The organism is Salinimicrobium xinjiangense DSM 19287, assembly GCF_000423585.1.
GTDB classification, from domain to species: domain Bacteria; phylum Bacteroidota; class Bacteroidia; order Flavobacteriales; family Flavobacteriaceae; genus Salinimicrobium; species Salinimicrobium xinjiangense.
This window is the reverse complement of record NZ_KE384055.1, coordinates 82,522-96,210: the sequence shown is the minus strand read 5'-3', so window position 1 is coordinate 96,210 and position 13,689 is coordinate 82,522. Positions and strand designations below refer to the sequence as shown.

General features: G+C 41.6%; 13 protein-coding genes. 4 read left to right on the top strand and 9 right to left on the bottom strand.

The genetic code is table 11. The features are described from left to right. Window positions 1-21: 21 nt before the first annotated feature. The 8 genes from G564_RS0114755 to G564_RS0114720 form a co-directional block, all read right to left on the bottom strand. A complete protein-coding gene (locus G564_RS0114755) occupies window positions 22-1,035 on the bottom strand; it encodes an FAD:protein FMN transferase (RefSeq protein WP_037374106.1) in 1,014 nt (337 codons plus the stop codon). A 2-nt stretch (window positions 1,036-1,037) separates the two neighbouring features. Continuing rightward, window positions 1,038-1,394: a hypothetical protein gene (locus G564_RS0114750; protein ID WP_029038331.1), complete on the bottom strand. Its 357-nt coding sequence runs from the start codon at window positions 1,392-1,394 to the stop codon at window positions 1,038-1,040. An 86-nt stretch (window positions 1,395-1,480) separates the two neighbouring features. Continuing rightward, complete coding sequence (gene nqrF, locus G564_RS0114745) at window positions 1,481-2,770, bottom strand: NADH:ubiquinone reductase (Na(+)-transporting) subunit F (protein WP_029038330.1); 1,290 nt, start codon at window positions 2,768-2,770, stop codon at window positions 1,481-1,483. Between the two features lie 7 nt (window positions 2,771-2,777). Then, entirely contained in the window at window positions 2,778-3,392 is a 615-nt protein-coding gene (gene nqrE / locus G564_RS0114740) for an NADH:ubiquinone reductase (Na(+)-transporting) subunit E (protein ID WP_029038329.1), read from the bottom strand. 24 nt (window positions 3,393-3,416) lie between these two features. Continuing rightward, complete coding sequence (locus tag G564_RS0114735; RefSeq protein ID WP_029038328.1) at window positions 3,417-4,184, bottom strand: NADH:ubiquinone reductase (Na(+)-transporting) subunit D; 768 nt, start codon at window positions 4,182-4,184, stop codon at window positions 3,417-3,419. A gap of 5 nt (window positions 4,185-4,189) precedes the next feature. Further along, window positions 4,190-4,924, bottom strand: coding sequence for an NADH:ubiquinone reductase (Na(+)-transporting) subunit C (gene nqrC, locus G564_RS0114730; protein ID WP_029038327.1), 735 nt, complete (start codon window positions 4,922-4,924; stop codon window positions 4,190-4,192). Window positions 4,925-4,926: 2 nt separating this feature from the next. Next, window positions 4,927-6,108: an NADH:ubiquinone reductase (Na(+)-transporting) subunit B gene (locus G564_RS0114725; protein ID WP_029038326.1), complete on the bottom strand. Its 1,182-nt coding sequence runs from the start codon at window positions 6,106-6,108 to the stop codon at window positions 4,927-4,929. A 12-nt stretch (window positions 6,109-6,120) separates the two neighbouring features. Continuing rightward, window positions 6,121-7,455 (bottom strand): Na(+)-translocating NADH-quinone reductase subunit A, encoded by a 1,335-nt coding sequence (locus tag G564_RS0114720; RefSeq protein ID WP_029038325.1) that lies wholly within the window; start codon window positions 7,453-7,455, stop codon window positions 6,121-6,123. Window positions 7,456-7,615: 160 nt separating this feature from the next. On the opposite strand from G564_RS0114720, the gene G564_RS0114715 reads away from it, so the two are divergent. The 3 genes from G564_RS0114715 to apaG are packed head-to-tail and all read left to right on the top strand — an operon-like array spanning window position 7,616 to window position 10,365. Beyond that, window positions 7,616-8,866, top strand: a complete 1,251-nt coding sequence (locus G564_RS0114715) for a type IX secretion system plug protein (protein ID WP_029038324.1) — start codon at window positions 7,616-7,618, stop codon at window positions 8,864-8,866. 16 nt (window positions 8,867-8,882) lie between these two features. Next, entirely contained in the window at window positions 8,883-9,977 is a 1,095-nt protein-coding gene (locus G564_RS0114710) for a DUF3667 domain-containing protein (protein WP_084625654.1), read from the top strand. Between the two features lies 1 nt (window position 9,978). Beyond that, complete coding sequence (apaG, locus tag G564_RS0114705) at window positions 9,979-10,365, top strand: Co2+/Mg2+ efflux protein ApaG (RefSeq protein WP_029038322.1); 387 nt, start codon at window positions 9,979-9,981, stop codon at window positions 10,363-10,365. A 762-nt stretch (window positions 10,366-11,127) separates the two neighbouring features. On the opposite strand, the gene G564_RS19410 is transcribed toward apaG, so the two are convergent. Continuing rightward, a complete protein-coding gene (locus G564_RS19410) occupies window positions 11,128-11,886 on the bottom strand; it encodes an NRDE family protein (protein WP_051205516.1) in 759 nt (252 codons plus the stop codon). Between the two features lie 141 nt (window positions 11,887-12,027). Between G564_RS19410 and pruA the strand changes: the two genes are divergently transcribed. Further along, entirely contained in the window at window positions 12,028-13,656 is a 1,629-nt protein-coding gene (gene pruA, locus G564_RS0114680) for an L-glutamate gamma-semialdehyde dehydrogenase (protein WP_029038321.1), read from the top strand. Window positions 13,657-13,689 lie beyond the last annotated feature (33 nt).

The window sequence follows — 13,689 nt, the reverse complement described above, 5'->3', positions numbered from 1 at the left end:
CTAACTTCGTAATTCTCTACTTCAAAACTCCTTCATTACCTCTTCAAATCCCGGACTGGCATATTCTCCAATTGCCCCATCATTGGTAGCGTAGATCAAATATGCGTCTACATTGTCGAGTTTGTTCAGGATTATTTTGGAAAGATCATAGCCCATGGCCATAAAGGCAGTAGCATAGGCATCAGCAAGAGCGCAATTTTCGGCCAGAATGGTCACGCTTAAAAGATCACTTTGTTCAGCAAATCCCGTAAGAGGATTTATTGTATGCACATACATTGCTCCTGTTTCAGGATTCGTACTGTATTTACGATAATTCCCAGAGGTGGCCATAGCCCTGTTTTTCAGCTCAATTGCAGCAGTCAGTTCTCTTTGTCCCTCTTCCTGTTGCGGATCATCTATCCCGACTGTCCAAAATGCTTCCTTTTCACGATTTTTACCTCTGGCCAACAATTCCCCTCCCAGTTCAATAAGATAATCTTCAACATTCTTCGAATCCAGGTAATGTCCAATGAGATCAACAGTATAGCCCTTGGCTATGGCATTAAAATCTAAATAGATCTCCGGAAATTCCTTAACCACACGGTCATTCTCCAGTTTTAATCTCTGAAATCCTACAAATTGCATAAGAGAATCTATCGTAACAGAGTCAATCACCTTGGGGCCGGATTCTGGTCCAAAACCGTACTGATTTACAAGGTCTCCCACCGTAGGATCAAAATAGCCACCGCTCTCATTATGAACCTGTCTGGACAACCTGAAAACCTCCTGAAAAAGTGAATCGACACGTACCAGAGTATCCCCTCTGTTAAGTCTGGAGATATCTGAAGATTCTCTATAGGTACTCATGGATTGATTAACTTTTTCAAAGATTGAATCGAGAGCTTTATCCATAGGAATAATATCTTCAGAATAATACTTAATACTGTAAGTCGTTCCCAAAGCTTCTCCGTAAGATGTTCTTCCCTTGTCAGTTTGAGAACAGGACAGGAAAAGAGCAACTAAGAAAATAGAAAGAACAGGTCTCAAAAATGTCATTTTTAGATCTCTTTTAACCCCGGGTAGTTCACAACATAATCTTCTGAACTGGACACCGGTAATTCATAATCCTTTGAATTAGCCAAACCCACACCTGCATAAAATGTACGGGCATTGAATTTTAATGCATGTTGTTTAATTGTCTCGAGAAATATCATTGGGATCTCTGCGGGATCATACGGATATTCTATTGCTCTCACGATAACGAAATGCAGCTTTTTGTCTTTAAGGGCCACAAATTGCGGGTCCTTTTTGAATTCGCTGTTTATCCCGAGAAATTCATATCCCTGATCCTCCAGGTCCTTCCCTACAATATTCATTGCCAGATTGTGCAACTCCTGGTCTGATAATTCCGCCATAGGTAAATTTATATAATTCAGGCTTACGTGCTACCTCTAACCAAAAAAACAGCTGCAAAAGCAGCTGTTTCCTATTTTATTTTCGATTAACCTCCAAAGTCATCGAATCTTACATTTTCAGGTGGCACACCAAAATCTTCGGTCATTTTCTCAACCGCTTTGTTCATTAGCGGCGGTCCACAGAAATAGAATTCTATATCTTCAGGTTCCTCGTGGTGGTTAAGATAATTATCAATTACCACCTGGTGAATAAACCCAACGAATCCATCACCTTCACCCTCGATACCGTCTTTTACTTTCCAATTATCTTCTTCCAATGGTTCAGAAAGAGCCACATAGAATTTGAAGTTAGGGAAATCTTTTTCAAGGGCTCTAAAATGATCTACATAGAACAATTCTCTTTTAGAACGTCCTCCATACCAGTAAGTAACTTTTCTATCTGTTTTCAATGTTCTGAAAAGGTGGTACAAGTGTGAACGCATTGGTGCCATTCCGGCTCCACCTCCAACATAAAGCATTTCTGCATCACTATGATTGATAAAGAATTCACCATAAGGTCCTGAAATGACAACTTTATCACCCGGTTTCTGATTGAATATAAAAGAAGAAGCAATTCCCGGATTTACATCCATCCAACCGTTCTTAGCTCTATCCCATGGCGGAGTAGCCACACGAACGTTTAGCATGACCCTTCTACCTTCGGCAGGATAAGAAGCCATCGAATAAGCACGCTCTACAGTTTCAACGTTCTTCATCACTAAAGGCCACAGGTTAAAGTTGTCCCATTCGGTTTTGAATTTATCGGGTTCTCCCGGATGTTCTTCAGGGTGTGCAGTGATATCCATATCTTCATATTTCACTTCACACTTTGGGATCTCAATCTGAATATACCCCCCTGCTTTGTAATCCATGTCTTCAGGGATCTCCACTACGAATTCCTTGATGAAGGAAGCAACGTTGTAATTACTAACTACTGTTGCAGTCCATTTCTTAATTCCGAAGACTTCTTCAGGAATTTCGATCTTCATGTCCTGCTTAACTTTTACCTGACATCCAAGACGCCATCCCTGTGCGATCTCTTTTCTTGTAAAGTGAGGCTCTTCGGTAGGAAGGATAGTCCCTCCTCCTTCAGAAACAATACATTTACATTGAACACAGGTACCACCACCTCCACAAGCTGAGGGTAAGAAAAGTTTGTTATCTCCAAGAGTGGTAAGTAAAGTTCCGCCGGAACCCACTTCAAGATCTCTTTCTCCGTTCACATTGATCGTCACGGGACCCGATGGCACAAGCTTAGCCTTGGCTGTCAACAGGACACTCACCAGGATGAGGATCAATACTAAAAATACAATTACACTTGCTATAATAACTGTCATAACTTCTCTATATTTTAATTCCCATAAAACTCATGAATCCTAAAGCCATAAGTCCGGTGATGATGAAAGTAATTCCCAATCCTTTTAATGGTCCCGGAATATTTGAATAAGTAATTTTTTCCCTAATCGCAGCAATTCCGAGGATCGCAAGGAAAAATCCGATTCCACTACCAAATCCGTAGGTAACCGCCTCACTAATTCCCCCAAAGGCTTTTTGTTGCATGAAAAGAGATCCACCCAAAATCGCACAGTTTACGGCAATTAGCGGGAGGAATATTCCAAGAGCTCCATAAAGAGCCGGAGCGAATTTCTCCACCATCATTTCCACCAGTTGTACCATCGCAGCAATTACTGCAATGAACATTATGAAGCTAAGGAAACTCAGGTCAATAGTAGCATATTCTGCACCCAACCAGGCTAAAGCTCCGGGTTGTAGCAGGTAGTTATCAAGCAGGAAGTTGATAGGTACGGTCATCGTAAGAACGAATATAACCGCAGCTCCTAATCCAACTGCTGTTTTCACTGTTTTTGATACTGCCAGATAGGAACACATTCCAAGGAAGTAGGCGAAAACCATGTTCTCGATGAAAATACTTCTGACAAATAAATTTATATAATCCATAGTGATTTATTTTGCTGTTATAGATTAGGCTTCAATTAGTTTCCTGTTTTTGGATCTTTGTACCCAGATGATCAATCCTACCACAATAAGGGCCATAGGTGACAACAACATCAAACCGTTGTTTTCATAACCTAAGGCATAAAGACCGGTCGATTCGGCAATAGTCGCTCCTTTATGTCCAAGAATTTCATAACCGAACAATTTTCCGGCTCCGAGTAGTTCTCTGAAGAAAGCCACAATTACCAGGATCAATCCATATCCCGCAGCGTTTCCTATACCATCAAGAAAGGACCTCCAGGGTTTATTTCCTAATGCGAATGCCTCAAGACGTCCCATTACAATACAGTTTGTAATAATAAGACCGATAAAAACCGAAAGCTGCCTGCTCACATCATAAGCATATGCTTTTAAAACCTGGTCAACCAGGGCCACCAGTGATGCAACTACTACAAGTTGCACAATGATCCTGATTCGGCTTGGGATCATATTTCTCAATAATGAAATGATCACGTTACTGGATGCCATCACAAATACTACGGCAAAGGTCATCACCACCGCAGGTTCCAATTGAACTGTAATTGCAAGAGCAGAACATATTCCCAATACCTGAACGGTGATTGGGTTATCATCATTTAAAGGATCTTGCAGAAGCTTCCTGTTCCTCTTTGAAAAGAGACTCTCCTTTTCTTCAGAACCAGAAAGAAATAATACAAGGGCTTGTCTTTTCGCTTCCTTTTCTTCGTTGCTTACCTCAGCTCCGTGCTCAGGTTTGTTTGTTATTTCCTGTGCCATAGCAATTAATTATTTGTCACATTAAAACCTTCCTGCTTTTTGAAAAAAGGCAGGTAACGATTAAGTCTTTCTGAAATCATATCGGTAACACCATCACCTGTAATAGTTGATCCGGAAATAGCATCTACTTTATTGGGATCTCCCTGAGCGCCGCCTTTTACTACAGATACACCAACCAGGTTCCCGGTGTCGTCAAAGATCTGTTTATCTGCAAAGCGTTCTCTAAACCACTGCTCTGTAATAAGTGCTCCCAATCCCGGTGTTTCCCCGAGGTGATCAAAAGTAGCACCTTTGACAGTATTTATATCCTCCTTTAGGGAAATGTATCCAAAGATTGCATTCCATAATCCGTTTCCTCTCAAGGGAACAATGTAATATTGTTCACCATCTACATTAGCAATGTAAAGTGGAAAATTCTGTTCGTCGGGAGATCTTTTTAATTCCTTGGCAAGATCTACATCAAAGGCATTTACACCTTCTTTCTCCTCACCCTGGCTATCCAAAACAATTTGTTCTGTAATATACTGGTCGTATAATTGCTGAGCTTCTTCTTTACCAGCCTGGACGCCAACAGTAGCAAGAATGCTCTGCATTTTGTCGATACGCATGTTCTCATACTGCCTTGGCTGCAGTGAAGTCGCTGCGAAAGCCAGAACACTACCAACTATCACCACCATCACTATAGCGAATATAAAGGTGTATGAGTTGGTGTTCGTCTTATTAATTCCTTTCTCTTCCATAATTAAACTGCTGTATTAATTTGCGGATTAATTCCCTTTTTTCGTTTATTTCTGCGCGATACGCTTGCCTGAATCACGTAGTGGTCAATGGTAGGCGCGAATACGTTCATCAACAGAATTGCCAGCATCACCCCTTCAGGATAAGCGGGGTTGAATACCCTGATCATTACCGAGAAGAAACCAATGAGGAAACCATAGATCCATTTTCCTTTTGTGGTTTGTGAAGCTGATACAGGATCTGTAGCCATGTAAACAATACCAAAGGCAAGACCTCCCACCAATAAATGCTCATACCATGGGAAGTTGGTCAATTCATTTCCGGCAATTCCCATTGAAGGAAGTGCGTTGAAAATAAGTCCCATAACAGCAGCTCCAATAAAACAGCTAAGCATGATCCTCCAGCTACCAACTTTTGTAAAGATAAGCAGAAGTGCACCGAGCAGGATAAGAGCCATAGAAGTTTCTCCTATGGATCCCGGGATTATTCCCAGGAACATATCCATAGAGCTATATTCTGGTTGCTGGCCTGCAGCAAGCGTTCCTAATATAGTTTCTCCCGAAACTGCATCCAGATTACTCGCTTCACTCACCCAAACCTGGTTACCGGACATATAAGTAGGATAAGCAAAGAATGCAAAAGCACGGGCTGTAAGCGCCGGATTTAAAATATTCATTCCTGTTCCTCCAAATGCTTCTTTCCCGATCAATACGGCAAAAACAACAGATATTGCTAACATCCAAAGCGGAAGATCGACCGGCATGATCATTGGGATCAATAATCCCGTTACCAGGTATCCTTCGTTTACTTCATGTCCTCTAAAAATAGCAAAGGCAAATTCAATTCCCAGTCCCACTGCATAAGACACCACGACCATTGGAAGGATCTTTAGGGCTCCATGCCCAAAAGCTTCCCAGAATCCAACTTCGGCCTGTATTTGCGACAGGTATTGATAACCTGTATTCCACATCCCGAACAATAAAACCGGAACCAGAGCAAGCACTACAGTGATCATCACCCTTTTGAGGTCTACTGCATCTCTAATATGCGCTCCTTTACTGGTAGTATGATTGGGAGTAAAAAGCAGCGTATCAAAAGCGTTAATAGCCGGCGCAAACTTTTCGTATTTCTTACCCTGGTTAAAGGGCTCTCTTAATTTATCTAATTTTGTTCTAATCCATTCCATAGTTAACGCTGTTTAACCTACTTCGGTAATCATTAAATCCAAACCTAATCGTATAATTTCCTGCGCTTCGATCTTAGAAGTATTCACATAATCGATGAGTGCGAAATCTTCCGGAGCCACTTCATAGATCCCAAGATTTTCCATTTTCTCAATATCTCCGGCCATACAAGCCTTTATCAACTGCATAGGAAATATATCCATTGGCATCACCTCTTCCATCTCTCCGGTGACTACCAAAGCTCTTACTTCGCCGTGCAAATTGGTGTTGACGGTATATTTTTTCTTCGGAAACATCCAGGATAAGTTTGTACGGGATTTCGAAGGAATATCATTATAGGTAAAAGGCAACCAACCGAACATTCTATATTTGTTACCTTCAGGAATCAGAGTAATGAGGTTTGGAAAGAAACCTACATATTGTCCATTGGTAAGTTTTTGACCTGTAAGCACATCGCCGGAAATAATTCTTACATCATTCCCAACCGTGCCCACAATATCAGTTACGTTAGCTCCGATCTTTGTTCTGAAGTATTTACGGTTTTCAGCTTCACTTCCTGCAACGGCAATAGTGCGAACAGCATTATATTTACCGGTCATAAAAAGCTCCCCAATAATTGCCACATCTTCAGGCTTTACAGTCCATACGCGCTCTCCCATATTGATAGGATCGATGTGATGGATCTGAACTCCGACATTTGATGCCGGGTGCGGTCCGGAAACTTTGTGAAGCTCCACATTTTTCACAGTTCCAAACAAAGAACTATCATGCGCTACACATAAATGCACTTTCGCCATACGGCCCAATGCATTAAGTCCCGCCTGGAAAGCATCCATTTTATCCTTCAGAATAAATTCCACATCGGGAGAAAGAGGCGCTGTATTGAATGCCGAAACAAAGATAGCTTTAGGACTGTCTTTTGGATCTGCTACAATATCGTATGGCCGCTGATTTACAAAAGCCCAGCACCCACTTTCAAGGATCCTGTTCTTCACAGCTTCAGCATCGGCCGAAAGAGGGTCCATAGTTCCGAATTCCCTGTAGGTGTCAGATGGATCTGCATCAATGATCACCTCCATGATTCGTCTCTTCTCACCTCTTTTGATCTCTTTCAAGGTTCCGCTCACAGGAGAAGTAAATCTCACTTCTTCTGAATATTTTGAAAAGAAAAGTTCATCTCCGGCTTCTACCCGGGCACCTTCCTTTATTACCATTTTTGGGATTACCGAATGAAAATCTGGCGGTTTTACGGCGAAAGTCCCCGAACGCGGTGCGTCAACACAGGTTTTTTCCGTCTCCCCTTTTAGGCGCAGCGTATGTCCTTTTTTAATTCTAATGTCTTTTGACATAGGATGGAGTGTTAAAATTTCGTTTAAAATCGGGCAAATTTACTCAAAACTGGATGATACTTCCCAATGAAAAGCAAATTAATTCCCTGCCATATTTGTTAAAGTAACCAAATAATGATTCTAATCAGTTTTTCAGTATCTTTAAATTTATTTTTGGTGCATGAAGCTATTTTTCTCCCTCTCCTTTTTTCTTACCTGTTTCCTTACAACCTCTGCACAAGCGGTTGTAGAGACAGCCCCTCCCAATTACATACGCAGTGTTATTTTTAGTGGACCCGATAGTCACAGTGGCGTTCCTGTAATTAGGTTGGGGGAACCTTTAATCCTTAAATTCGATGATATCATTGGGGATGAAGCTAATTACTATTACACCCTTGAACATTTCAACTACGACTGGTCCCCTTCAGAATTATTAAAAAATGAATTTTTGGAAGGTTTTGACAATGTTAGGATAACCGACTATAGAAACTCTTTTAACACCCTGCAGCTCTATTCCCACTATGAACTAAATATTCCCAATGAAGATACCCGCGGACTAAAGGTAAGCGGAAATTACCTTCTTAAGGTCTTTAACGAGGAAAAGGAACTTGTTTTTTCAAGAAAGTTCATGGTTTATGAGCCGCTCTCCCAGGTAGCAGTCACTGTAAGAAAATCCCGGGATGTGAAATTTATCCAAACCAGGCAGGTGATCAATTTTGAAGTTCATTCACCCGATTTTATAATTCGCACGCCCGAAGAATCTGTTTGGGCTGTCATTCTTCAGAATAACAATCTCAAAACCGCTATTTTCAATATTCGCCCCCAATACCACATAGGAACTACCCTGGTCTACAAATTTGACCAATTAACCTCCTTTTGGGCGGGGAACGAATACCTCAACTTTGACAGTAAAGACCTTCGGGCCGCGACGGTAAAGATCAGGTATATTGATGTACAGGAGTTATATCATCATTATCTATTTAAAGACCGAATTCGTGCTTTTCAGCCTTACACCTATAATCCTGATATCAATGGAAAATTTGTAGTAAGAAATTTTCAGGCGCAGGATGATGATATTGAAGCCGGATATGTGTGGACTCATTTTTCCCTCGAAACCCTGGAGCCCCTTGAAGACGGAGAATTACACTTGTACGGAGAATTTAATAATTTTCAGTTGGACGAATCCACCAGGCTCAGTTTTAACTACCAAACCGGCAGCTATGAAACGGCACGTTTATTTAAACAGGGTTATTACGATTATAAATATGTTTTCCTAAGGAATGACGGAGTTCTGGATGAAGGTTTTATAAGCGGAAATTTTGTGAGTACAGAAAATGATTATTCTGTTCTTATTTATTATTTACCTCCGGGGGGAAGATACACCAGGATCATTGGAGTAGGGCACGCCAATTCTTTAAATATCACTAATTAGTTTTCTTAGGTTTCTCATGAAAAGAGACGAGAATCTACCTGTTATTCACAACGAGCGGCACAAGCTAAAGTACCGCACTACAGAATGTCTCAACTGCCATCATCCTCTTGACATTAGTGATCAATATTGCCCTAACTGCAGTCAGCTGAACAGCACCAAAAAACTGGCTTTTAATGATTTTTTCAATGAATTTTTCGCCGGAATTTTTGCCTATGACTCCCGATTTTACAGAACACTGGGCGTGCTTCTCTTTAAGCCGGGGAAAATTTCCAAAGATTATATTGAAGGAAAGCGGGTAAGATATGCGAATCCCTACAGGTTTTATCTTAGTGCTTCCATTATTTTTTTCCTTATTTGGAGTCTCACCCATGAAGTCGAACCACCCGTTCAAGTAAATCGTGAGGTAACAGAGCAGGAACGCATGGAGGCAGATTCTATTCTTGCCGCCACAAGGGAAACCAATCCGCAGCTGGGAGTGATATTAGATCCCATTGCAACAGCTACAGACACTATAGCAAAAGAGTCTTATGTTCCTGAAGCTGCCCTTGACACCATGGGTTTTGCGCAGGCTGTAACTACACGCTGGAAGGTATTTTCAGATCATTATAAAAAAACCGAAATGAGGAATCCGCATGTGGCTATGGACAGTCTCAACTATGCGGACACAAGTTTTAATCAATGGTTTTATAAAAAAACCGTTGATGCAGAACGCTTCAGTTCAGATTCAGATCTGTTCTGGAATTACTTTTATGGTAAGGTTCCATTCATCATCTTCTTCTATCTTCCGGTTTTTGCTCTTTTTATCTGGTTGCTTTACCTGCGCCGACCTTTTACTTATATGGAACACCTGATTTTTACTTTCCACAACCAAACAACCTGGTTTATCCTCTTTGGGATCTCCATCAATCTGGATGCGGTTATGGGCACAAATCTCTTTTCCTGGATCGCTGCAGGCTTATTCCTGTTTTACCTGTATAAAGCTTTCCGAAGATTCTACGGCCAGGGAAGAGTTAAAACCCTTTTAAAGTTTATAATAATCAATTTTATATTCTTTATTTTAGCCATAATAGCGGCCGTATTTTCTGTACTGGCGTCATTCGCTATCTATTAAGATGATACAACAAGTAACCAGAGGCATTAAAATCTCCATTGAGACGAATTTTGAAGGAACCTTCTATAAGAACTATAGGGTCCACTTCGCCTTTGGCTACCAGATAACCATTGAAAACCAGAGCAAAGACTCTGTCCAGCTCACCTCAAGATTCTGGAAGATCAAGGATGCTCTGAACCGGACAGAAATTGTGGAAGGTGAAGGCGTGATTGGAAAAAAACCGGTGATAAAACCCGGAGAATCCCACACCTACAAAAGCGGCTGTTTGCTCACCTCTCCTTTTGGTTCCATGAGTGGCTTCTACAGCATGATCAATTTCACTTCTACAAGGAAATTCAGAGTAGCAATTCCCTCCTTTAAACTGAGTGCACCTTTTGCACTAAATTAATTCAAGGTTCAAGATTTAAAATTCAAAGTCTTTTACTGCCCACTGAGGACTGGATACTGCATAATTTCTGATGCGGGTTGCGGTTTAATTGTTGCCAGTTTCCTGTTGCCTGTTTTGAATCACGAGAACCAATTTAAGACAAAACCTCACTCCTCTCCAGGAAATATTTTTTTGGCAGGCCTGGAAAATTTTCGAATCCTCAAATCTCCAAATCCTAAAATCACCTCTAAAAATGCCTTTTTTGACACCTCTTCAACCCTGTCAGCGGTTTTAAACCCTGACAGCGGTTGGCTTAAGCTAGAAGAGAAAGTTTTTTCATAACACTCTGCTCTTTATCCTCTCCCTACTCACCACTCTAAAATGTCATTTTGGACATCTCTTTTACAGAATCAAGACCTACCAAAGAATCCTTTAATAAGCTTACCGAATAGTTTTTAATCTTCCGGGATCTCATGATTAAAAACTTTGGCAGGTCTGGGTATCTTCAAATTTTCAAATCACCACATCCTCAAATTACTTCGAAAAATCCCATTTTTAACACCTCTGCAACCCTTTCAGCGGTTTTAAACCCTGAAAGCGGTTGGCCCGACTCCCTTCCTACCACAGGCAGGCGCTCAACATTACATTTCCTGGCAAATCTGATTATCATTTCAAATCATCAAATCAACTCATCTTCAAATTACCGCCAAAAATGTCATTTTTAACACCTCTGTAACCCTTTCAGCGGTTTGAACCCTGACAGCGGTTGACTCGATTCCCTGCCTACCGTAGACCGGCGCTCGAGGATAAGTTTGCCTGGCAGGTCTGGCATATTCTCAAATCATCAATTTCCGACTCTTCTCCTGTAGACAAATCCCTGTAATAAAATTCGACCCGGCCTTTAGAAAAAACAACCTGCGATACACTCACCGTCTTCACGAATCCGCGATCCATGATTACGCCGGTATCAAAATCTCCCTTTCCTGCCGATAAATGAAATTCCAATAAAGCTTCAGGCGTTAATTCGTTTTCCTTTTGAAGTTGTGCAAACCACTCCTCCCGCAGCCGTTTCATTTCAGGAGAATATAACGGACTTGAGGACCAGATGTGAGACTTCTGGGGTAGTTCCTTGTAATGTTTATTGCTTCCGTCCCAGACGAATTCAGCAAAAAACAGATCCTGCTGCCAGTCGGCCGCTACTATGGTGAAAGGTTCAACTTCAGAGAGATCATAGGCATCCGCAGCATTATTGAAATTTTCCGCAGCAAGAAGATCTTTGACCACCACTCCCCTGCTTTTTGCGTAAGGCAGTTTTCTCACGTGCTTTTTGAATTCTCCATTCAGCAAACAGATTATCCTCTTCCGTTCACTGACTCCTAACCAGGTACCTCCTGCTAAAACATCCCTGGGAAATGCCATTTTTAAGCCATTTATTTCATACACCTTTGGAGGCAGGGTTTCGCGTCCCGGTGCCTCATCGCGATTTGAAGTAAGAACAAAGGACTTTCCCCCTTTTAAAGGAGTGATGGTGACTGTGCACATTTTGTGAAAAAATTAAGATTTCTAATCATTTAGCTCCTGTAATTATGTAAAGTTCAGGAAAATTTGAGGGAAGTAAAATTCTTTTAATTTTTTTACCTTTACGACCATTCATTTTAGAAATCAAAAAAATCTTACAACAGTATGGGAAAAGGTGTATTCCAGGTTCCGCAGGCAGTAAATGAACCCGTAAAGTCATATGCTCCCGGAACACCCGAAAGAGAGGCCGTTTTGAAGGTCTATAAAGAAATGTACAACAAGAAGATCGAGGTGCCGCTTTACATTGGCAGCGAAGAGATAAAGACCGGTGATACCGCACCAATGAATCCGCCGCACGATCACCAGCATCATTTGGGAGATTACCACAAGGCTTCAAAAGAGCATGTGGAAAAAGCTATTGAAGCTGCTTTGGAAGCGCGTGAAAAATGGTCTAATCTTGAATGGGAACAGCGTGCCGCAGTATTTTTGAAAGCTGCTGAACTCATTGCAGGACCTTACCGCTACAAGATCAATGCTGCTACCATGATCGGGCAGTCGAAAAATATTTTCCAGGCTGAAATTGATGCAGCTTGCGAGTTAATTGATTTCCTAAGGTTCAACGTGGAGTACATGACCAGGATCTATGAAGAGCAACCGGAATCTTCTTCGGAAGCATGGAACAGACTGGAGTATCGTCCGCTCGAAGGTTTTGTCTACGCAGTAACTCCATTTAATTTTACGGCTATTGCCGGAAACCTGCCATCGGCTCCTGCAATGCTGGGGAACGTGGCAATCTGGAAGCCAAGTGATTCCCAGGTATATTCTGCACAGGTGATCATGGAAGTTTTCAAGGAAGCCGGACTTCCCGACGGAGTTATAAATATGGTAATGGGAGATCCAAAAATGATCACTGATGTCATTCTGGAACACAGAGATTTCGCCGGAATCCACTTTACAGGAAGTACAACTGTTTTCAAAAATCTCTGGAAACAAATTGGAGAAAATATTCACAAATACAGGTCTTATCCTCGCATAGTTGGCGAAACAGGAGGAAAGGATTTCATTCTTGCACATCCAAGTGCTAATCCAAAGCAGGTTGCCACTGCAATTTCCCGGGGAGCTTTTGAATTCCAGGGACAAAAATGTAGCGCAGCTTCGAGGGTTTATATTCCGAAGAGCATGTGGGAAGAAGTAAAAGGATATGTGGTTGAAGATCTTAAGTCGTTCAAAATGGGATCACCCGAGGACATGGGTAATTTCATTACTGCCGTTATTCACGAAGGTTCTTTTGACAAACTGGCGAAATTCATTGATGCTGCAAAAAATGACAGCGACGCTGAAATTGTAGCAGGTGGAAATTACGACAAATCTAAAGGCTGGTTCATTGAACCTACGGTCATTCTTACCGATAATCCGAAGTACAGTACTATGTGTACTGAATTATTCGGACCGGTAGTGACTATTTATCTCTATGAAGATAACCAGTGGAATGAAACTTTGAAACTGGTTGATGATTCTGAATATGCCTTAACAGGAGCTATACTTTCGAGAGATCGTTACGCAGCTGCCGAAGCTACCAAAGCACTTCAGAATGCCGCCGGAAACTTCTATATCAATGACAAGCCTACCGGCGCAGTTGTTGGTCAGCAGCCATTTGGAGGAGCCCGCGGAAGCGGAACCAACGACAAGGCAGGATCGATCCTGAACCTTTATCGCTGGATCTCCCCAAGAACGATCAAGGAAACCTTTGTCACCCCGACAGATTACAGATATCCGTTCCTGGGAGAAAAGTAAAATTCCTATAAAGTTATCGCTGGAAATTTCCTA